Origin of the sequence: Mucilaginibacter antarcticus, assembly GCF_042686155.1 — a bacterium.
GTDB lineage: Bacteria > Bacteroidota > Bacteroidia > Sphingobacteriales > Sphingobacteriaceae > Mucilaginibacter > Mucilaginibacter antarcticus.
In genome coordinates, this window is record NZ_JBHUON010000017.1 from 62,995 (window position 1) to 84,146 (window position 21,152).

Annotated in this window: 24 protein-coding genes; 9 read left to right on the top strand and 15 right to left on the bottom strand. The window is 43.2% G+C overall.

The window, feature by feature from the left end:
- Positions 1 to 155 precede the first annotated feature (155 nt).
- Positions 156 to 2,630, top strand: coding sequence for a TonB-dependent siderophore receptor (locus tag ACFSYC_RS13960; RefSeq protein ID WP_377128796.1), 2,475 nt, complete (start codon positions 156 to 158; stop codon positions 2,628 to 2,630).
- Positions 2,631 to 2,821: 191 nt separating this feature from the next.
- On the top strand, positions 2,822 to 3,493 hold the full coding sequence (locus ACFSYC_RS13965; RefSeq protein WP_377128799.1) for a DUF4397 domain-containing protein: 672 nt from the start codon (positions 2,822 to 2,824) through the stop codon (positions 3,491 to 3,493).
- A gap of 160 nt (positions 3,494 to 3,653) precedes the next feature.
- On the opposite strand, the gene ACFSYC_RS13970 is transcribed toward ACFSYC_RS13965, so the two are convergent.
- From ACFSYC_RS13970 to ACFSYC_RS13985, 4 genes are all read right to left on the bottom strand, one after another.
- The gene (locus tag ACFSYC_RS13970; protein ID WP_377128802.1) at positions 3,654 to 4,904 is read right to left on the bottom strand and encodes a PQQ-dependent sugar dehydrogenase; all 1,251 of its coding nucleotides are present in this window, start codon (positions 4,902 to 4,904) and stop codon (positions 3,654 to 3,656) included.
- 151 nt (positions 4,905 to 5,055) lie between these two features.
- Positions 5,056 to 5,748, bottom strand: coding sequence for an SGNH/GDSL hydrolase family protein (locus ACFSYC_RS13975; RefSeq protein WP_377128805.1), 693 nt, complete (start codon positions 5,746 to 5,748; stop codon positions 5,056 to 5,058).
- A gap of 45 nt (positions 5,749 to 5,793) precedes the next feature.
- Positions 5,794 to 7,110, bottom strand: a complete 1,317-nt coding sequence (locus ACFSYC_RS13980; protein WP_377128808.1) for a BamA/TamA family outer membrane protein — start codon at positions 7,108 to 7,110, stop codon at positions 5,794 to 5,796.
- Complete coding sequence (locus ACFSYC_RS13985; RefSeq protein WP_377128810.1) at positions 7,095 to 7,631, bottom strand: lipocalin family protein; 537 nt, start codon at positions 7,629 to 7,631, stop codon at positions 7,095 to 7,097. The genes ACFSYC_RS13980 and ACFSYC_RS13985 overlap by 16 nt, the downstream gene beginning before the upstream one ends.
- Positions 7,632 to 7,734: 103 nt before the next feature.
- On the opposite strand from ACFSYC_RS13985, the gene ACFSYC_RS13990 reads away from it, so the two are divergent.
- Positions 7,735 to 8,379 (top strand): HAD family hydrolase, encoded by a 645-nt coding sequence (locus tag ACFSYC_RS13990; RefSeq protein ID WP_377128813.1) that lies wholly within the window; start codon positions 7,735 to 7,737, stop codon positions 8,377 to 8,379.
- A gap of 112 nt (positions 8,380 to 8,491) precedes the next feature.
- Here the strand turns inward: ACFSYC_RS13990 and hisS are convergent, their stop codons facing one another.
- From hisS to ACFSYC_RS14010, 4 genes are all read right to left on the bottom strand, one after another.
- Entirely contained in the window at positions 8,492 to 9,868 is a 1,377-nt protein-coding gene (gene hisS / locus ACFSYC_RS13995) for a histidine--tRNA ligase (RefSeq protein ID WP_377128815.1), read from the bottom strand.
- A gap of 79 nt (positions 9,869 to 9,947) precedes the next feature.
- A complete protein-coding gene (locus ACFSYC_RS14000) occupies positions 9,948 to 10,319 on the bottom strand; it encodes a VOC family protein (RefSeq protein ID WP_377128818.1) in 372 nt (123 codons plus the stop codon).
- Between the two features lie 3 nt (positions 10,320 to 10,322).
- A complete protein-coding gene (locus ACFSYC_RS14005; protein ID WP_377128821.1) occupies positions 10,323 to 10,700 on the bottom strand; it encodes a VOC family protein in 378 nt (125 codons plus the stop codon).
- Positions 10,701 to 10,922: 222 nt separating this feature from the next.
- Complete coding sequence (locus ACFSYC_RS14010; RefSeq protein WP_377128824.1) at positions 10,923 to 11,276, bottom strand: hypothetical protein; 354 nt, start codon at positions 11,274 to 11,276, stop codon at positions 10,923 to 10,925.
- A 108-nt stretch (positions 11,277 to 11,384) separates the two neighbouring features.
- Here ACFSYC_RS14010 and ACFSYC_RS14015 point away from each other — a divergent pair, with 108 nt between their 5' ends.
- Both ACFSYC_RS14015 and ACFSYC_RS14020 read left to right on the top strand, forming a co-directional pair.
- Positions 11,385 to 11,939, top strand: coding sequence for a DNA-3-methyladenine glycosylase I (locus ACFSYC_RS14015; RefSeq protein ID WP_377128827.1), 555 nt, complete (start codon positions 11,385 to 11,387; stop codon positions 11,937 to 11,939).
- A 90-nt stretch (positions 11,940 to 12,029) separates the two neighbouring features.
- Positions 12,030 to 12,842: an enoyl-ACP reductase FabI gene (locus ACFSYC_RS14020; protein WP_377128830.1), complete on the top strand. Its 813-nt coding sequence runs from the start codon at positions 12,030 to 12,032 to the stop codon at positions 12,840 to 12,842.
- Between the two features lie 88 nt (positions 12,843 to 12,930).
- On the opposite strand, the gene ACFSYC_RS14025 is transcribed toward ACFSYC_RS14020, so the two are convergent.
- The 6 genes from ACFSYC_RS14025 to ACFSYC_RS14050 all read right to left on the bottom strand — a co-directional run bounded on the left by ACFSYC_RS14025 (position 12,931) and on the right by ACFSYC_RS14050 (position 17,100).
- On the bottom strand, positions 12,931 to 13,236 hold the full coding sequence (locus ACFSYC_RS14025; RefSeq protein WP_377128833.1) for a hypothetical protein: 306 nt from the start codon (positions 13,234 to 13,236) through the stop codon (positions 12,931 to 12,933).
- Positions 13,229 to 13,465, bottom strand: a complete 237-nt coding sequence (locus ACFSYC_RS14030; RefSeq protein ID WP_377128836.1) for a hypothetical protein — start codon at positions 13,463 to 13,465, stop codon at positions 13,229 to 13,231. The genes ACFSYC_RS14025 and ACFSYC_RS14030 overlap by 8 nt, the downstream gene beginning before the upstream one ends.
- A gap of 31 nt (positions 13,466 to 13,496) precedes the next feature.
- The gene (locus tag ACFSYC_RS14035) at positions 13,497 to 14,006 is read right to left on the bottom strand and encodes a phosphoribosyltransferase family protein (protein WP_377128839.1); all 510 of its coding nucleotides are present in this window, start codon (positions 14,004 to 14,006) and stop codon (positions 13,497 to 13,499) included.
- 55 nt (positions 14,007 to 14,061) lie between these two features.
- Positions 14,062 to 14,457, bottom strand: a complete 396-nt coding sequence (locus tag ACFSYC_RS14040) for a hypothetical protein (protein ID WP_377128842.1) — start codon at positions 14,455 to 14,457, stop codon at positions 14,062 to 14,064.
- Between the two features lie 15 nt (positions 14,458 to 14,472).
- Positions 14,473 to 15,879, bottom strand: coding sequence for a 23S rRNA (uracil(1939)-C(5))-methyltransferase RlmD (gene rlmD / locus ACFSYC_RS14045; RefSeq protein ID WP_377128845.1), 1,407 nt, complete (start codon positions 15,877 to 15,879; stop codon positions 14,473 to 14,475).
- Between the two features lie 66 nt (positions 15,880 to 15,945).
- Complete coding sequence (locus ACFSYC_RS14050; RefSeq protein ID WP_377128848.1) at positions 15,946 to 17,100, bottom strand: DUF4419 domain-containing protein; 1,155 nt, start codon at positions 17,098 to 17,100, stop codon at positions 15,946 to 15,948.
- Between the two features lie 99 nt (positions 17,101 to 17,199).
- Here ACFSYC_RS14050 and ACFSYC_RS14055 point away from each other — a divergent pair, with 99 nt between their 5' ends.
- From ACFSYC_RS14055 to ACFSYC_RS14070, 4 genes are all read left to right on the top strand, one after another.
- Positions 17,200 to 17,424: a helix-turn-helix domain-containing protein gene (locus ACFSYC_RS14055; RefSeq protein WP_377128851.1), complete on the top strand. Its 225-nt coding sequence runs from the start codon at positions 17,200 to 17,202 to the stop codon at positions 17,422 to 17,424.
- Between the two features lie 278 nt (positions 17,425 to 17,702).
- The gene (gene ypfJ, locus ACFSYC_RS14060) at positions 17,703 to 18,572 is read left to right on the top strand and encodes a KPN_02809 family neutral zinc metallopeptidase (protein ID WP_377128854.1); all 870 of its coding nucleotides are present in this window, start codon (positions 17,703 to 17,705) and stop codon (positions 18,570 to 18,572) included.
- Positions 18,573 to 18,700: 128 nt separating this feature from the next.
- Positions 18,701 to 19,120 (top strand): DUF4476 domain-containing protein, encoded by a 420-nt coding sequence (locus tag ACFSYC_RS14065; RefSeq protein ID WP_377128857.1) that lies wholly within the window; start codon positions 18,701 to 18,703, stop codon positions 19,118 to 19,120.
- Between the two features lie 46 nt (positions 19,121 to 19,166).
- Positions 19,167 to 20,081: an N-acetylmuramoyl-L-alanine amidase gene (locus ACFSYC_RS14070; RefSeq protein ID WP_377128860.1), complete on the top strand. Its 915-nt coding sequence runs from the start codon at positions 19,167 to 19,169 to the stop codon at positions 20,079 to 20,081.
- Positions 20,082 to 20,115: 34 nt separating this feature from the next.
- Here ACFSYC_RS14070 and ACFSYC_RS14075 read toward each other — a convergent pair whose 3' ends face one another.
- Complete coding sequence (locus tag ACFSYC_RS14075) at positions 20,116 to 21,141, bottom strand: GntR family transcriptional regulator (protein ID WP_377128863.1); 1,026 nt, start codon at positions 21,139 to 21,141, stop codon at positions 20,116 to 20,118.
- Positions 21,142 to 21,152: the final 11 nt, after the last annotated feature.

Here is a 21,152-nt window from a genome sequence, read left to right on the forward strand (position 1 = left end):
AGAATGTTTAATAGAACAACCAATTTGTTTAAGTTTTTGAGCAAGATTTTATAATTGAACGCAGCGCTGTTTAATTAATACAAGCTTCATTTGGTACTTATTAAAAAAGTACTACATTTGCGCCATTATTTATAATTAGTCTTAATAAGAACAATATGAATCGAATCTACCTTATCCCATTTAAACTGTTTACGATAGTGCTTACGCTTACTTTTAGTAATGCTCTTGCACAAACAACCCGTGGCACCCTTACCGGCAAAGTACTAGCCGCCAATAACGACCCTGCCGCTTACGTATCCATTGGTTTGCAAGGCACCAGCTTTGGCACCACTACCAACAAAGACGGCGAATACGCATTTAAGGCCCCAGCAGGTTCTTACACCATTGTTATATCTTATATAGGCGTGCAGCCGGTGGCTCAGTCTGTTACAGTTACCGGTGGTCAAACTACCAACGTACCCCAAATAACAGTTAATGCAAGTAACGCCCAGCTAACAGAAGTTAATATTATAGCAAATCGTTCAAACCGTTTTGCCAGCCGTGTAAGCACAGATGCTGCTAAAATCCCTTTGAGCTCGCTTGAAAACGCGCAAAGTTACACTACTGTCACACGCGCATTAATCGCTGAACAGCAAATATTCAGCGTTGATGACGCGTTACGCAACGCTCCGGGCCTGCAAAAAATGTGGGATGCAACCGGCCGAGCCGGCGATGGTGGCGGATATTTTACACTACGCGGTTTCCCTACGCAAACCCGTTTGCGCAATGGTGTTTCAGGATTGGTTACCAGCACGGTTGACGCCGTTAACATTGAAAAAGTTGAAGTAATTAAAGGCCCATCAGCAACCTTATTTGGTAGCACCTTAACCTCATTTGGTGGTTTGATCAACCGTGTTACCAAAAAACCTTACGAAAACTTTGGTTTAGAAATTGGCCAAAGCGTAGGTAGCTACAACCTTAACCGTACTACAATAGACTTAAATGCACCTATTACAAACAACAAAAACGTACTATTCCGCTTAAACGCGGCGCACAATTACGAAGGCAGCTTTCAAAATTATGGCAAGAGCCGTACGTTTGCTGTTGCACCCAGCTTAACTGTTAAAGCTACAGACAGATTAACTTTCCAGTTTGATGCCGAATTATATGTTGGACGCAACTCTGCAAAACCATTCTTCTTCTTTTATTCAACCCCAAAAGCAATGGGTGTAACAGAAGCTAAAGACTTAGGCATAAACTACAAAAACGCTTATGTAAACGACGATATCAGACAATACAGCCGCAGCATGAATTATTTCGCACAGGCTAATTACCAGATCTCGGACAACTTTACGTCGCAAACCATTTTCTCATCATCAAACAGCTATTCAGATGGTTCGAACCCATTCTTTTATTTAGGCGATGATGCAACGGCCGCTACTTTTGCTCCGGGTACACCGGCAAGCGCTAACGGCCATGGCTACGTTATCAGGGCAGACCAGGCTACCAAAGACAGCAAGTTGAGCGCCATAGAGGTTCAACATAACCTGAACGGCGATTTTAAAACAGGCACCATCCGTCATCGCTTTGTGTTTGGGTTAGATTATCAGCGTCAAAACTCAAATCAATTGTTTTACAGTAACTTTTACGGCGTAGCACCATTGCAAAGTTCAACGTTTAACTATGGTTCATTTAACCAGGCCGTGATTAATGCTACCAACGCTGCAAATCCGCTTACTGCGAGCAATACCTATACATACTACTTTAAAACAAACACGTACAGCACCTACCTATCTGATGTTGTAAACCTCACCGATCGCCTGATCGCCTCAGTAGGTTTACGCTTAGACCACTACAGACATGCGGGTTCTGAAAATTATGACCGTGTGCAAACTGCCCCGGCGTTTAATCAGACAACCATTGCACCAAAATTTGGCTTGATATTTCAGCCCATTAAAGACCAACTTTCTTTGTTTGGTAACTACCAAAATGGCTTTGTTAACCCGGGCATGTATATAAATGCTGCCGGTGTAACCCAGGTAGCTAAAACGCAAAATGCTAACCAAATCGAGGGTGGTGTTAAACTGGCTTTGTTTGATGGTAAATTGAATGGTACTATCAGCTACTACAACATTAAACTTACAAACAGCTTGTATAGCGTGACAGGCCCAACGCCTAGCGTATTTTCGCAAGCGCAAGATGGCACACAGGTTAGCAAAGGTTTCGAAACCGAAATTATTGCAACACCTTACATGGGCTTTAACGTTATTGCAGGCTTTGCTTACAATAACGCCAAGTTCACCAAAGCCGATGCAAATGTAAACGGCCTTCGCCCCGTTGAAGCCGGATCGCCCTACCTGGCTAATTTTTACTTAAGCTACCGCTTGCCCGAAACTGCTGTTAAAGGTTTAGGCGCAGGTTTAGGCGGCAATTTTGCCAGCAAAAACAAAGTAGTAAATAATGTAGCCAGCGGCACATTTGTGTTGCCTGAATACTACCTGTTTAACGGTAACGTATTTTTCGACCGTACCAAATACCGCGTAGGCGTTGCGGTTAACAACCTAACAAACAAACAGTACTACACCGGCTATACAACGGTGAACCCGCAAAGATTGCGTCAGTTTATATTGAGCGCATCGTATAAATTTTAAGCGTCGTTTATAATAACACCATTCCCGGCCCTGATTTTCGGGGACCGGCAATGGTGTAAAAGCCAATATTTGTGATTGCCGTTACAAAATTAAAAGACAGGCATGCAAATCCCTAGAGCTTAACTTTTAAGAACACATTAAAACCATAAGCTATAAATATTGTTCAAAGGTTAATAATATATATAAAACTTATGAAAACAATACAATTTCACAAGGCAAAATTTATCATCGCGCTAGGCGCGATTGCCTTATTTTCAGCCGGGCTATCATCCTGTAAGAAAGACAAAGATGCTGAGCCATCTGCTTATATTATGGCTACCAACAGTGCTGAAGGTTCAACGTCACAAGACTTTACAGTAGATGACAATAAGACAAATGTAAATGCATTGGCTTACACCCAGGCAACCACGTATACTCCTGTAAAAGTTGGCGATCACCAATTACAATTTAAATCATCTGGTACGGCAACTGTTAATAGTACCGCCAGCTTAAATACTGAAGCGGGAAATTATTACAGCGTTTTCTATCTTGATGATAAATCTACTGTGACTTTAAAAGACGACCAAACAGATCCGCAACCAGGGAAAGCACGTGTGCGCTTTATTAATCTAAGCTCGGTACTAACTACAAATGTTGATTTTGGCGTGGCTGCCGGCACCAAGCTGGTTACCGGGCTTGGCCGCAAAGCTGCCTCGGCCTATTACGAGATAAATGCAGCTACAGCATTTTCTTTGTACCTGGCGGGCTCAACGTCGGTGCTACTTAACATACCGGTTACCATTCAGGCGGGCCATATCTACACGGTTTACGTATCTGGATCCACCGGCGCAACTTTATCTTATCATTTGATAATGAACAAATAATATCTATCTATGATAACAAAAACGCCTTGCAGAAATGTAAGGCGTTTTTTTATTTAGATTGATCAAATATAAACATCTAAATGCCCGACCACCCTTATCAAAATATTTGAAAACAAAAAAGCACCGCTAATGCAGTGCTTCTTTTGTTCATTGAAGGATCTTATTTATACGCTATTTTAAAAATAGCCCCTTTTAAATCGTCGGACACATAAAGGGCTCCATCGGCACCTTGTGATAACCCCATAGGGCGATATTTCATAGGGCCGGTTGGATGCTCGAGGTCCGGAGAGCCGGTAAAGTTGTCAGCAAAAACCTCCCAGTTTGATGATAGCTTGCCATTAACGAAAGGCACAAAAGCTACAAAATATCCTTTAACCGGGTTTGATGATCTGCCATGGAAAGCAACAAAAGCACCGTTTTTATAACGCTTAGGAAACATGTTGCCGGTATAAAATAACATATCGTTAGGTGCCAGGTGACCGGGGAATGCTACCGTAGGATCAGTGTACTTGCTATCGCCGGGTTTTGCGCCGTCGCCGCCATATTCCGGCGAAAGCATCGCCTTTTTCAAATTTTGATCATAGTAGGTAAACGGCCAGCCTGCGTTGGTACCTTGCTTCAATTCATAGATAGCTTCAGCTGGTAATTGCGCGTTCATCTGAGGGGTAAAAAACGGTCCGGATTGCTTGTCAAAGCTACGGCCGTGATTGGTAGCAAAAACTGATTTTGACCCTGGGTTATAAGCTAAGCCTACCGCATTTTTAATGCCTGTGGCAAACTTAACGCCATCGCCAAAAGATTGGTTTAATTTATTGGCTTTGAATTTCCAAATCCCACCGGCCGAATCAAGAAGAGGGCAACCAGGGATCCCAACTGCTGACCCTTTTTCGCGGCAAGCGTCAGACCATGAACCAATAGTGACATACAAGTTGCCCTGTTCATCAAATGTCAATGGTTTTGCATTGTCCTGGCGATGATCTGCCAGGCCTTGTACAATGGTTTCAGGGTTTTCTGTATTGATTACCTCGTCTTTGTCATTTAGTTTATAACGATACACGGCGCTGTTTGACGACGCGTACAGGTAATGATCTTTTATTTTGATACCCGTGCCCACGTAATCGCCAAAAAGCAATTTTTTATCCAGGCGACCGTCATGGTTGGTATCACTTAAAAAAATAATGCCTTTACCATTAGTTTTACGGGTACTGCCCATTTTAACATAAACATCGCCACGGCTAGTTACGGCAATGTGCCTAACGCCACCTAATGAGTCGGCCACTATAGTAGCAGAAAAGCCTTGCGGCAGGGTAAGGTCGGCTTTAACATCGGCCATTTGTTTTATGGCGATAAAACCTGTAAGGCCAAGTAGCGCCACAAGCACAGCCGCCGGCCAGATAAATTTTTTATTCATGGTTTGTACTAATTGAGTAATTATTTTGCTTTAAGCGCTACCAAGATACATAAACGGCATAATCCGGCAATTATCTATCATAATCGTTACGAAATCCAAAAAATCATTAAAAGTGAGACGAATGCATTACACTCTCCTACCACACATTATATCAATTTTTCTTCGCATTCAAGCGCTCCACAACATAAGGCGCAATCATTGTTTTTGATGCCTCAACGCCCGGATGCAGACCATCTGGCATAGCCTTTAAGTAAGCCTCGCGACCCTGGTCTAATAGGGCTTTCCAGTGGGGGTAGTGGTCTATCAGCAACAGCTTGCGTTGTTTAGCTACGTCGCGGTACATCTGGTAATATTTAAGCAGATCGGGCCGGGCGGCGCCACTGCCATCTAAGGCAATGTTCATGGTTTGCAGTATCACCTCGCAATCTGGGTTATTCAGCTTAATGCGATCAATCATGTAATTCAGGTTCAATCGCGCCAGCTCAACACTTGTTTTATAGTTCAAAAAAGCGTCGTTCATGCCAAACTCAATAATTATCGCATCAGGGTTCTTTTTGATGACGCTGTCTTCCAGGTGCTGTACACCCCAGGTAGACCACATGGCACTCTTTGCCGAATTAATTGTAGTTAGCAAACCATTGTATTTTTTATTCAGGGTGGCTGTAATCTCATTCACCCAAGCCTTGCCACCCACGGCAGCCGTTAAACTGGTGCCATAGGTTACCAGTATCTGCGGCTTTCCGGCTTCCAGATTTTTTATGAGTTTACTTTGCGCGTGGGCGATATCAAATTGCGAAGCAATCAGTAATAACGCTGGCAGGGCTATTTTTAAATAAAATTTCACGGGGTACTGTGTTTAAATGGTTTACACAAATATGTAAAACATTTCCTAAAACGTCTCATTCAAATTCAGGAAGAAACCACGTGCGCCATACCGTCCAAAAGCATAATCCAAGGCCAAATTTGTACGTGTGGCTTTATTAAACAGTACCCGCAAACCCGCACCATATCCCGGCTGGAATTTTTGAAAAAGTTTGGTGCCATGCTCGTCGTTAGCGCTTTGCATGCTGCCGAAAGCCACGCCGCTTAAAAATTTGTTTCGCATGATAGGGAAACGCAGTTCCAACTCGGTATCATTAAACTGTGTGCCTTTAAAGTATTGAGAAACATAAGCCCTGCCGCTGCGGAAAGATCCATCGCGGGCAGTGCCGGGTAGCTCAAGATAAGGGATGTCGCCACTTAGCAGATAAGATCCCCAGTTCCAAAGCGCCAGCACCGTTTCGGGATTTGAGTTAGATAAACTGAGGTATTTACGGAAATCAGTTGTAAACTGTACCGAGCTTTTTGTACTGCCAATAAACCGCTGATTGATACGGATACCCGCGTCAAAAAACATGCCCTTGTAGGCCCGGTTAGGGTTGTCGCGTGTGGTATAAGCCAGATTAAACAAGAAACCGTTAGACGCGTAATGATCTTGAGGAAACCCGTGGCGATCATTATAAACCGTTGACGGTGTAGTAACGCCGGGGTTACCGCCAGTGGTTAGGTTTCGCCTGATCTCGAATGACAAGCCCGCCCCCGCGAAGAAATTTTTGCCGATATTTTTGTACACCTTTTCGCGGAAGTTGAAGTAGAAGGACCGTAGCGCGAAACCTTTGCGGGCGTTGTTAGCCAAAACCTGGTCTTCTGTACTTCCACCTTCTAAATTTTGCCCTATACCCAAGCCATAATCAGGCGATACGGTTTTGGCAGCTACAAGGTTACCCTGAAAGTTCCACTTGTTACCGGGTGTAAATACATTGTGGTTTAGATAAAAGTAGATGATGCCCTTTGTGGTTATAGAAGCCGATGTTGCCGCGATAGACAGTAGTGTTTTTGGATCACCGCCCAACCTGCGACCGGCCACCGCTTTTATGCCCAGCTGTGCACCAATAGTCGGGTTTGCAGCTATGTTGGGTACTATGGTAAGGCCTGAGTTTTTCTTTTCAGGGTCGACCGTACGACCAGGATGGAAAATTGCCCGGGTCAAGTCGTTAAAATCATATTGCCGGGACAGATCATCCGCAACCGGCGATTGGCCGGTTTTCTTGGCCCTTAGCGAGTCGGCCTGCAGCGAGTCGGTCGGAACGGCTTGTCCATAAGTTAGCCTTGGCAAGGTAAGTGTAATCAGCAGAACCCAGCCATATTTATCTATGCGGCCGGCCATTCCAGTTTATTTATATCGAAACCTATTTGTTGAGCCTGAGCTAAAAATTGTTGTTTGATATCTTCGGGGATGCTTTTTCCTTTTGACAATATCCAAAGATAACCAGACCCACTGCCTGATACCAGCGCGTAACGATAATCAGGGTCAAGCGCTAAAACGTTATAAGCCACATAAGCGGGCCCGAAATACGACACCTTGAGCATGCCCACGCTATCTGGGCCTGCCATCTTCAATTTGCCCGATACCTCGTTCCACTTATCTTTTTTCTGGTTGTATGAGCGGGTAACGACGGTCATGTTACCATTGTCATCCATCGCGTATTCTTCCGTTAACTTGATCAGGTCTTTCTCTATTAAATTAGGCATTCTGGCTATTTCGTACCAAAGGCCCATATATCGTTCCTTTTCAAAGGGTGATACGGCCGTAGCTCCTTTTGGGATATCGCTCGAAAACAGGCCATACACTAAAGCCGCTACGCCCGCGCCCGCTGCTAATCCAATTACCAGGTTTTGCTTTTTCATATCTGAATAAGAGTTGACGCAGGTTGTTTGTTTGATGCACTAAGTCATCCACTTCTAATAATTGCGTTTTTTTGTACGGCAATATTTTTATAGGTTAGCCGTCATGACCTTGAAAACCGTAATTTTTGATTTGGATGGCACCATTGCCAACACCCTGCCACTTTGTATAGCAGCCTTTAGAAAAAGCATTGAACCATTATTAAAGCAAGAACTTAGTGACGAAGAGATCGTTGCGTCCTTCGGCCCGTCAGAAGAAGGCACCATTCGCAAATTGGTTCCTCAAAACGAGGAAGCAGGAATAAAGTCTTACCTGAAGCACTATCGTGAGCTTCACTATACCTGTCCTATTCCTTTTGATGGCATTGCCGATTTGTTGGATTTTTTAACCGACAAAGGCATACAATTAGCTATGGTTACCGGTAAAGGACCGCATAGCACGGTAATATCATTACAACAATTTGGCCTTACTAAATATTTTAATGTGATGGAGACCGGATCGCCGGAAGGGTCGGTAAAAGTAGCGGGTATTAAAAAGGTTTTAGAGCGATTAGGCGCCAACGCCGGCGAGAGCTTATATGTAGGCGATGCCCCAAGCGATATTAATTATTGTAAAACCGTTGGCATACCAATAGCTGCTGCTGCCTGGGCCGAAACTACCGATGCAGCCGAGCTACTACCTCTAAAACCTGAGTATATTTTTTATACGGTGAATGAGTTTAAGGTATGGTTGAGTGAAACAATTGGATAAATCTACTTGTCACCGTGAGCCATAGCCAAGATTCTTCTATTGACAAGCAAACCCACTGCGAATCGCGCATAGAAGATCCTTCGCTATCGCGCGGGAGGACAAAAAATGAAATTTATAAAGCCGCAAGTTTAGCGATGATTTCATCAGCTGTTAGTTTTGATTGCTCTCCGGACGCCATATCTTTAAAAGTAAGCAGGCCGCTTTCCATTTCGTCGCTGCCGATGACTACGGTATAGGGTATATTTTTATTATTGGCGTAATCCAATTGTTTCTTGATCTTCGCTCCCGCGGGATACAGTTCAGCGTTGATGTCATTGTTGCGCAGTTGTTGAAGCAACGGAAGGGCGTAAAGCTCCCCATCTTTATCAAAGCAAGAGATCAATACCACGGTGCTTTGGTTAGCATCTGCAGGGAAAAGGTTAAGCTCTTCCATAACGTCATAGATCCTGTCAGCACCGAAAGAGATACCCGCGCCGGTTAAGCCTTTTAAGCCGAACATACCGGTAAGGTCGTCATAACGGCCGCCGCCGCCAATGCTGCCCATGGCAACCTCGTTGGTTTTAACTTCGAAAATGGCGCCGGTATAATAGTTTAAACCACGAGCAAGCGTAATATCCAGCTCGATGGTTGCTTTTTGTAATTTAAAATGGTTAATGTAGCTAAACACCTGCGCTATTTCTTCGCAACCTTTTAAACCTATGGCCGATGTTGCCAGTGCTTCGCGCAGGCTGGCAAGCTTGGTTTGGTTACTGCCTTCCAGCAAAATAACAGGTTTTAATTTTTCAATATCATCAATTGTGAAACCCCGCTCAAGCAACTCTTTAATAACACCATCCAGGCCAATTTTATCCAGCTTGTCAATGGCAACCGTAAGGTCAATGATGTTATCACTTTTACCTATAACGTCGGCAACGCCTGATAGAATTTTTCTATTATTTATTTTTATGCTGAAATCTTTCAATCCTAAAGCGCTTAAGGCTTCGTCGTAAATCAAGATAAATTCGGCTTCATTTAATAAAGAATCGGAACCTACAACATCGGCATCGCACTGAAAGAACTCGCGGTAGCGACCTTTTTGCGGCCTGTCTGCACGCCAAACCGGTTGTACCTGGAAACGTTTAAAAGGGAAGGTGATTTCGTTTTGATGCTGAACTACGTAACGAGCGAAGGGCACTGTTAGATCGTAGCGTAGCGCTTTTTCAGAAATATCAGCAACCAACTGGTTTGAATTAGCAACGTTAAGTTTGGCCGGATCAACTTTTGATAAATAATCGCCGCTGTTCAATATCTTAAACATCAGCTTATCGCCCTCGTCGCCATATTTACCGGTAAGGGTCGAGAGGTTCTCCATCGACGGGGTTTCTATTTGCTGATAGCCATATTTGCGAAAAACGCCTTTAATGGTATCAAAAATAAAGTTACGTTTTACCATTTCGGCAGGCGAAAAATCTCGGGTGCCTTTGGGTACAGATGGTTTGATAGTGGCCATGCGGCAAATGTACAAAAATACCCCCTCTAAATCTCTCGCGGAAGCGGAGACTTTTTTAACCTAACCCTTCCGGGAAGGGTTAGGACGGGCTGAAATACTCGAGCAACTCCATTCGGTTACCAAACGGATCTGAGAACATAAAGCGGTCGCGGCCCTCAATAAACGGTTGCTCGTCTATAGAAATACCATTTTCAATTAGGTGTTGCCTGCAGGCCGACAGATCAGTAACCTCAAAAGCGGTATGCCTAAAGGTATTGCCTGACACCGGCTCAACGCCCACATGAAACTCGATATCGGCCAAGGCGAACCAATAGCCCGGCGTGTCAAACACATGGTCCGGGCGGGGTTTAGGTGTAAGGCCCAGCACATCGGCATAAAATGTGTGCGCCTCCTCAATCTTTTCAATCGGGACGCATACATTTACATGGTCGGTACGCTTAAAGGTTATCATGGCCTATTCGTGCTCGGCAAAAGTAAGCACATAGCCGTTGCTATCTTTTACAGAAAATTCTGTCGCACCGTAAAAAGTGACATCAATGTTCTTTAAAACAACAACTTTGTCCTTTACTTGCTCAAATAGTTCGCGGATATTTTTAACGTTGATATATAATAAAAGAGATGCGCCATTGGCACGATTTACTTCAGGTAAATCATTCCCCAGGCTGTCAAAAGATTGCAGCATAATATTAACTCCGCCATTACTTAGGTTTGCCCAAACTAGCTCATCACCCTCTTCAGGCAGCTGCATGCTAATTTTAAAGCCAAGTAATTTATAGAAAGCAATACTGGCTTTCATATCCTTGGTGAAAATATTTGGGGTTAAGCTTTCCATGTTTCTTGCGTATAAATGACCCGATAAAGATAGTGGATTTCATATTTTATCTCGTCAATAAAACTCTAAGACCACGCAATAAAATTATCAATGCGTTTTAAAGGAAGATCGGGAATCGCCTATAACCAACATGTAATAAAGGTCAAACATCATATTAAACACAATCTTCGCGCTAGATGCCCCCGGGCGGATATAAAACGACTGGGCTACTTTGGTAAAAAATTATACTCCCGCAGATTTGTTATAGTCGGTTATTAAAAAAACGGCTAAAACCGCGGTGCCAAAACCGGTGTAAAATAGTTTACCAAGCTCGTCGTCTTTAAACAATGTGTAGGCTAAGGCAATAAGTATTATACCTACAGCAAGTTCGATAAAACCGTGGATGGGCAGCGGGATAAGTTTTACAACGCCGACGCTAAAATCTGTAAGCAGGGTAAGTGCCAAATGTACCAGGCCCAAGCCATAAGTAAACAAAGCAATGGTATGGCTCATGCCAAATAACATGGGCGATGCTAATAGAAACAGCACTACCAGGTAGTCAATTATACCGTGATTTTTTGGGGTAAGGATTTTCATTGCACTATTGGTTTAATTTACATACGTAAAATCCGGGTGGGCGATTTGTAGCCGTGCAATTAATTATTCCTTATTTTTATAAGCACTTACATACAACATTAAATCAATATGCCGACCCCAATAAAACGCTGTGCCTGGTGTGGCACCGACCCGCTATATGTACATTATCATGACACCGAATGGGGTAAAACCACACACGACGATAAAGTATTATTTGAGTTTTTGATACTCGAAGCCGCACAAGCCGGTTTAAGCTGGATCACTATTTTGAAACGCCGCGAAGGGTACAGAAATGCCTTCGCAAATTTTGATGTAGATAAGGTTGCTGCCTTTGGCGAAGACGATGTGGAGCGTTTGCTGCAAGATGCAGGCATTATTCGCAACCGGTTGAAAGTGCGCGCGGCTATCAAATCGGCTAACTTGTTTTTGCAGGTACAAAAGGAGTTTGGATCTTTTGATAACTACCTGTATAGCTTTATGCCTGATGGCAAGCCAATTAATAATGCATCAGGCAGTACACCAGTTACCACTCCAATATCCGACGCTATTAGCAAAGACATGAAGAAACGGGGCTTTACTTTTTTTGGAAGCGTTATTTGCTATGCCTTTATGCAGGCCGTAGGTATGGTGAACGATCATGTGCCACAATGCAGCTTTAAGTAGCAAAACAGCGCTATTGAGCAGCGCTTTTTATATTTAATTGTAATTCAATAATTATCTACATTTGCAGGCATTATAAACAAAAATTAAAACATGGCTTATAATTTATTAAAAGGCAAAAAAGGAATAATTTTTGGCGCATTAGACGAAAACTCAATCGCCTGGAAAACAGCTCAACACTGCTTTGCAGAGGGCGCCGAAATTGTATTAACCAATGCCCCTATCGCTTTGCGTATGGGTACTATAAATAAACTGGCCGAAGAAATTAATGCGCCCGTTATCCCTGCCGATGTTACAGTTGCGGCAGACATTGAGAACTTGTTTACCCAGTCAATGGAACATTTTGGTGGCAAGGTTGATTTTGTATTGCACTCAATTGGCATGAGCATCAACGTGCGTAAAGGCATCCCTTACTTTGATAACAACTACGATTTTACCCATAAGGGTTTTGATATATCAGCATTAAGCCTACACCGCGTATTGGCAACGGCCATGAAATTGGATGCCATCAACGAGTGGGGTTCTGTTGTGGCTTTAACTTACATTGCAGCCCAACGTGTATTCCCTGATTATAATGATATGGCTGATAACAAAGCGGTGTTAGAAAGCATTGCCCGTAACTTCGGTTATTTCTATGGCACTAAAAAGAAAGTGCGTATCAATACGGTATCACAATCGCCAACCCGTACAACTGCCGGATCAGGCGTTAAAGGGTTTGATGGCTTTATCAACTATGCCGAAAAAATGAGCCCGCTTGGTAATGCCAATGCGGACCAATGTGCTGACTATGTAGTAACGCTATTCTCTGACCTAACCAAAATGGTTACCATGCAGAACCTGTTCCATGACGGAGGCTTCTCTTACACTGGTGTAACGGCTGAGGTTATTGCTCAAATGGAGAAATAGATCGTTATCATTGGGGAACTTTCGACACCCGATGAAAAAAAAAGTCCTGAAGTATTCTTCAGGACTTTTTTTTCTTTATAATTATCAATTAAGATGGCCATTTATCGTAACCCATACGATTGTCAACAATACCAACAACTGAAATTTGTTCCTTATATAGGATATAAAAAACTGATAACTGTTTGCTTAAGACTGCTCGCCGGGCTTTTGATTTGATTGCGCTTTTAGGATAAATTTCTGGAAAAACCGAAACAATTTGCTCGAATTTATTGAGCATTTCATAAAAAGCATTTACTTCTTTTGGGGTGAATTTTGAAAGTAAAAATTTTTTAATAATCAAAGAATTGGAAATAGCACGATCAGAATAAATTACAGGCAATATTTTCTCAGCCATTTTTCAATCTATTCCAAAATTCGGTAGAAGATACCGTTCGTCCTTCTTCTACATCTCTAATTCCATCATCGATGTTCTCTCGCTGAGATACCGAAAGATCTTCCCACCAATCTCCGTTAGTTTTAGAGTTTTTAATGCTTTCCAAAACAGAAAGCATCTTAGTGTCTGACAGTTGTTCAATCCAAGCTATCAGGTTTGTTTTGGTTTGTTTAATTTCTGCTATTGACATACACTACTCCTTCCCAATCAAATTTACAAATTTACATCAAGTAAACCGCATCCTCTTCGCCGGTTTCGCTAAGTACCACATCAATATGTTGTTTGATTATTGTGGACAGGGCTATGCCCGAATAATCGGTACTTACCGGGAAACTTTTGTGATTACGATCAATCAGTACTACGGTACGCAATTTTTTAAGAGGCACATCTAAAAACACACCGAAACCATACGCCAGTGATTTGCCGCTGTTTAGCACATCGTCAACCAGGATAACTGCTTTATCATTACAGATCTCGATATCGAAATCTATTTTGGCATTCAGGCTACTGCTAAAACGGTCAAGGTCAAGCGTTAGCAGGGTGCTTTTAAAGGGAGCTATCTCATCTAACACTTTCTTTAACCGCGCAGCTAAAAAGCCACCGCGAGGCAGCATACCGGCTATGATAATTTCCTTTTCTTCAAAGTTATCCTCCAATATCTGGTAAGCAATACGATCAATTTTTTGCTGTATTTGCTGGCTATTAAGTATCAGTAGTTTTTTGTCTTCCATGGTATTGCTGTCTTACTAGGATGTCTTTGTAAATATATTAAATATCCTTTTAAAGCTATTCGTAAGGTACAAATACAAAGTTTGCGCCCTCTGGCACCACTACAAATACGCACATAAAATCTTTGGGGTCTTTGTAGGTCTCTATAAAACGATTTTTAAGTTCGGCTTTTACTACGCCGCGCTCCATAAATTCTTCCAGGGTTGATGCGTGGATGGTCCAATCTGTATTAAGCTCAACCCGGTCAAGTATCAACTCGCCTAGTTTTAGTTCGTGCTGATGGGCCACGAAGATGGGGTATTTGGATAATCCCTCTACCTTAATCTCTACAGCAACTTCGTACAACGATTCGCTGAACATTTTCAAATCCCTGCGTAAGCTTACAAGTGGGCTATCAGCGGCTGGTTTTGGCTGTTCGCCACGGCTTTCATTAAGCAATTCTTCCGGTTCCATATCTATCTGTACTTCCTACTTCTTTATCTTTAACAGCACTACGTTCTCTACATGCTGCGTATGCGGAAACATATCTACCGGCTGTATTTTCACTGTATCGTATTTCTCTTTCAGGATCAGCAAATCACGGGCCTGCGTGGCGGCGTTACAGCTTACATACACAATCCTTTCGGCTTCTATTTCCATCAGCCGTGCTACCACATCGGCGTGCATACCTGCCCGTGGGGGGTCTGTAATAATCACATCCGGCTTGCCGTGCTCCAGTACAAACTCGGCCGACAATACATCTTTCATATCGCCTGCATAAAATTTGGTATTGGTAATGTTGTTTATGGCGCTGTTAACTTTGGCATCTTCAATAGCGCTTGGTACATATTCAACGCCAATTACCTCTTTAACATGGCCGGCCACAAAGTTGGCTATGGTGCCGGCGCCTGTGTAAAGGTCATACACCTTTTCATCGCCTTTAAACTCGGCAAAGTCGCGGGTTATTTCATAAAGCTTTAGTGCCTGTATACTATTAGTTTGATAAAACGATTTTGGACCGATGCGAAACTTTATACCCAGCATTTCTTCGTGAATATACTCCGGGCCTTTCCAGGCAAGTACATCCTGGTCAAATATGGTATCGTTTTTCTTGTGGTTAAGCACGTATAGTAACGAGGTAATTTCGGGGAACTCAATTTCGACAAAACGCATCAGCTTGCTCACCTCCTCTTCATCCGCGTAAGCGAAAACAACGATCACCATCAGCTCGCCGGTTGACGACGTACGGATGATCAGATTGCGCAAATTTCCGGTATGGTTTCGCAGATCATAGTAGGTATAACCGTGCTGTTTGCCAAACTCATCAATTCGGTTGCGAATGTCGTTACTTGGGTCAGCCTGCAAATAACAGTGCTGCACGTCCAATATCTTATCAAAACGGCCGGGGATGTGAAAACCCAGGGCGTTCATGTTCAGTGATTCGTCGTCACGGCTCTCGCCTTCGTACAACCAGCGCTTGTTGCTGAAGGTAAACTCCAGTTTATTACGATAGTAACGGTCTGCCGGCGAGGGAACTATCGGCATCATACCCGAAACGTCAATCTTCCCTAATCTGCTCAAGGCGTCGGCAACCGACTTTTGTTTGAACTGCAGTTGCGCATCATACGTCATGTGTTGCCACTTGCAGCCTCCACAGGTTCCAAAGTGCGGGCAAAATGGCTCGGTACGGTGCTCGCTTGGTTTTTTGATGTTGATGATCTTGGCTTCGCCGAAGTTTTTCTTGCTGCGGTAAACCTGTACATCGGCTACATCGCCCGGTACGGCTTTCTCAATAAACAACACATATTCTTCTGCCTTGCCTACGCCCTTGCCCTCTTCGGCAATATCAATTACGGCAACATCTTCAAAAACCTTGTTATAGGGTATCTTACTCATTGCCGCAAAGGTAAGTTTTTGATGTGCAGATATGCAAATATGCAGATATGTGTATAGTGAGTAAGGTTATTTTTTACGCACCATCCAGCCAATAACAGGTTTTAGTCCAAAATTATCCGCCCGTTGTTCCAGCCCAACAAAGCCGGCATAAAGTTCCAGGTCACTTTTTACCGGTTTATCGGGCGCGCTAATGTCAACGTATTTCAAGTCAACTTTTAAAACCTCGCTTGGTAATTGATTTATCTGGGCAGACCCGGCCGCCATACTTTTTAAACCATTTCTTTCGCTCAAATTATTATAAGGATAAAACTTTACTATCCAGCCGTCAATAATTTCTGCTTTTCCGCTTCCGCAGGCACCGTCATAGCTCACCGTGCGTTGTTTAACCATATTACGCCAAAAGTTGTTGTTGACCTTACCATTTGATGCCGCCACAAACTGTTTTAGTACAGGTTCTAACTCATTTATCCACCAGTCCAGTTTGTACTTACGCAATGCCTGGGCCCGGGTTAAAACACTTTCCCAATCAGCCGTTGTGCCTTCTAACGTTACTTCAGGTATGCCGCAACCCGTTGTTACCAGCTTATAATCAAAATAGGGCTGCAAAGCGTTCATCAATGTTATTTGTGATGCTACTTTTGTAACCGCCGTAGTGGTGCTGAAGTTTGATGTTAAAACGCCGGCGACGCCATTGCTGGTGTACTTGCTTATTTGCTCATCAAAGCCCGAAAATGCTTCTTCCCAGGGGCTGTCAGGGTTGTCAATGCTAATGGTGTTGCTTTCAACAAGGAGTTCTTTCTTTCCTTCAAAATCAACAAACAGTTTGCGCAGCTCTTCTGCATGCTTGTTAACGTGGATAGCAAAGCCCTGGCTAATCACCAGCCATATCATGTCCGGCGAAAGCGTAATGGGGTGGTGATATGCATAGGCCGTGTAAACTCCATCAAAAAAAGCATGCCCTTGTTGCGATATCAGCCGACCTTGAATTTTACTTTTAGCTACTATATTGGCCGGCACAGATGGCAACTGTAGGTTGCCATTACGCACCCCTGCTTTCTCAATAGCTATTAAAGTTTGCAGTATACTATCATAAGGTTTGGTTGCAAGTACCTTTATTTTAGGTGCGCTTAATTTTTCAACTTTAAACGTTATCCCTTTTTGTGCTAATAAAATTAAAGGGCTTAAATACAACAGTATAGTTAGCGTTATGGCCTTCTCCATGTCAGGTTTGGTTTTGGTAAACTAAGTTAACAATAAACATGACTTCTTCAAAAACCGCATCAAACTAATCCCCGTATCTGTATTAAATAAATTAACTATATGTATAATAAAAGCGCAATAGCGGCTAATATCCGCAAAGCCCGATTAACTAAAAACTACTCGCAAGAGTATTTGGGGTTAAGGTTAAACATATCACAAAACGCTTATAGCAAAATAGAAATTGGCTTATCAAGTATCAGCATACAACGCATATTTGAAATTGCCGAAGTTTTTGAGGTTGACGTGTGCGACCTTATCATTACAAAAAAGCAAGTTGCTGCGTAGGGGTTAGGGCCTGCAAGGCATTGGGTATGCTGTAAAGGCCAAAGGCAGCATACCCGGCTTTTTAGAATTTTACTTCTTCTTAGTAGCCGATTCCTGCGGTTACCATTCAGTTTTAAACTTATCTTTCTTGACAATTATTTAGGATGCTATGCTTCCCGCTGTTGCATGGCGGCCCCGCAGGCAAACCGGCTATTGGACAAGCTGTATGCAAAATCATAATATCAAATCAAACAAACACATTCTCCTTCCTGTTAAACAGCTAAATTAAAACACATATTATGAAATGGTTTGGCGGTAATCAAAGTAACGACGTTGAAGAAGGCAGTTCAAGTGGCGGCGGCCGTGGTTTGGCGTTTGGCGGCGGGATAATTGGCCTGATAGGCGCGGTTATTTATATGTTTACCGGCTTTAATCCAGCACAGCTTTTGGATGGCGGCGGCAATAAGTCAGAACAAATTAACACCGTACCTGGTGGTGGCACGGATAGCCGCGAGAAACAATTTGCCCGCGTAATATTCGAAGGTACTACTGTTGTTTGGGACAGCCTGTATACCGCCCGGGGCGAAACCTACCAGCACCCTGTACTACATTTTTACACAGATGCTGTTGAAGCGGGTGGCTGTGGTTATGCCGAATCGGCCACCGGCCCTTTTTACTGCCCGGCAGATAGCAAGGTTTACCTTGATCTGAGTTTCTTTGATGAGCTGGCCAATAAATTTGGCGCGCCCGGCGAGGCAGCATCGGCTTACGTTATAGCGCATGAGGTAGGCCATCATATTCAAAACCTTATGGGTACATCCGAAAAAATGCAGCAGGCCCGTGGCAGTATGAGCGAAACCGAATACAATAAGCTATCTGTTAAGCTTGAGCTACAAGCCGATTTTTACGCCGGCATTTGGGCACACTACACTAATAAAAACAACCACAACAATATTGTATTTGAGCCTGGTGATGTTGAAGCAGCACTTAACGCAGCTAACCAAATTGGCGACGACCGGCTGCAGGAGAAATACCAGGGCCGGGTAGCACCCGACAGTTTTACCCATGGCAGCAGCGCACAGCGAATGCGCTGGTTTAAAAAAGGCTTTGAAACCGGTGACCTGAGCCAGGGCGATACGTTTAACGATGCCAGCACAGCCAGTAATTAACCCACGGTTGCGCGTCATTTAACCAATGGTGTATTTTTAACTATAGGGTTGCACCAAAGCACAATTAATTGCTGTGCTTCATATGCTGTCGTATCTTGCATTAAATTGATACCCCTAATTATTGCTTTATGAAAATTCCCCTTTACACCTTAGCTTTGTTTGTAGCCATGATCGGTTTTCTAAAACCGGTAGTAGCAAAATCAGTTACCATTAATCTGGGTAAAGATACCACCAGGAAAATCACTCACCCTAAAGAGGCCATGAGCGATGCCGAAGCAGGCACGGTTCTAAAAGCTCTGCAGCAAAAAAATAACGATAAAGAAAAGATTGCCGAGTTTAAATCACTGCTTAAAGGCAAAGGCATTAATATGGACCAGCTTATTAAACTACTTAACCAGTTTTTAACCGATGATGCCAAGCTGGAGAGTGCTCAATACGCCTTTGCCTACACTACAAATTACAAATCTTTTCTGCGCATAATGGATCTTTTTCAGCAAGAGGGGTACAAGTACAAGTTGGAAGATTATTACGATAAGAATCGTAAGTAACACAAAAATTGCTTAGCAGTGTTGGGTTAATAATTAACTTAGCCCCATGTTTACCCCAGGCAAACCCCTTTGCACTTATATCTTTTTGTTTGTTGCTATCGCGATAGCATCATGTTCGCCCAAGTTGGCGCCCGTTAAAAACAATGCAGCGGCAGCAAACGCTACTACAGCTGCTAAAACCAAGGTGGTAAAGCCTCCATATTTTACTACCGACAGTATTTACAATGTCAAAGCAGATTCGCTGGTTGGCATAGTGAAGTTGCAGCAATCTGTAATGCTGATGGATAGTAGCGGATTATTAGCTGCGCCGTCCGAATGGGTTGCATCGGTAAACTTTGGTATTCGTAAGGCTAACTATGTAATAATGCACTATACCGCGCAAGACTCGGTCCAACAAACCATACGCACCTTTACCTTAAAACATACTGAGGTTAGCGCGCACTACCTGATAGGAAAAGATGGCAAAGTTTACCACATGGTAAACGATTACCTGCGTTCAAACCATGCCGGGGTAGGGAAATGGGGCAGCCTTACCGACATGAACAGCATATCGCTGGGTATTGAGATTGATAACAAAGGCAATGAGCCTTTCACCACTGCCCAAACCAAAAGCCTGATATTACTACTAGCCCAGCTAAAAAAGGCATACGCTATACCACAAGCTAATTTTTTAGGCCACCAGGACTTTGCGCCTAAACGAAAAGTTGATCCCGGCACTTATTTTCCCTGGAAAATCCTTTCCGAAAACGGTTTTGGCATTTGGCGCGATGACGTCCTTGAACCGGCGCCGGAAAACTTTGACTATAAAACAGCGTTAAAATTAATAGGGTACGACGTAAGCGATGTTAATGCCGCCATTGTTGCCTTTAAACGGCATTTTGTGCAAACAGACAGCACAGCGCGGCTAAGCCAGTTAGATCTGAACGTGTTGTATAATGTTTATCAGAAATTTACGATGTAGAGACGCAATGCGTTGCGTCTCCCGCCAGACAACCTTACAACGACTCCCTATCCGTAACCTTAAACGGGATAGCAATATGTTCCTTGGTATTATTCAGCACCATCTCAGCCGCTTTCTCGCCCATCATCTTAAAATCCGTCGAAATGGTGGTGATGCCGTTCAGGATGATTTTCTTTAACGGCGTTTCGTTGTAAGATATCACACCTATATCCTCGCCCACCTTTAACTTGTTACTGATGATCTTCTCCACCAGCTCTACCAAATCGTCCTCCATTAAATTGATATAAACCGTACCAGGCGACAGCGTCTCATCTGCTAAACCGGGGATGGTAGCATATTCAAAAGCATACTGACGGCAAAAATTAATAAAGCCCTTCAGTATCTCTTTAGGGTAATAACTATGCACTGGGAAAATGATTTTAATAGTATGGTACTTACTCAGCTTATCTAATAGCTGGCTAAGCGCGTCGTAAATGTCGCGCTCAAAATTCTCATACACCGCGCCAAAATCGCCGGTTATGTTTTCCAGCCGGTCCATCAGGATCAGTTTATCCTTGGGCAGCTCATTGATCAACGTTCGGGCAGCTTCACTATTCTCAACAAAATGGGGGATGATGATTAGCTTTGAATAATGATCGATATTGCCACCTGTAAGCAGCTTTTTAAAGAAGTTGAAGTTGCTGTTATATATATAAAAGTCGATAGCCGCATTGCTGCCCAGCACCTCGGCAAAGGCATCATAAATTATCTTTTTATGGGCGCTAAGCTTGTTAAACAACAGCAGCACTTTTACCGGCTGGTTAAATTGTGTTGTGCTGATGAAATACCCCTTACCCGCTACAGAGTTGATGACATTGTACTTTTTTAACTCTTTATAAGCCCGCTCAATAGTATTACGTGCCACTTCCAGGGCAATACTCAAGTCGTTTATTGAGGGTAAAATGTCGTCCTTCTCTACCCTGCCATCCTCAATACCACGCAGTATACTGTTGCATATCTGCAGGTATTTTGGGGTGATCGAATGTTCATCAATCTGGATGATTTTAAGATAATTTTTCATAGCTGCCAAGA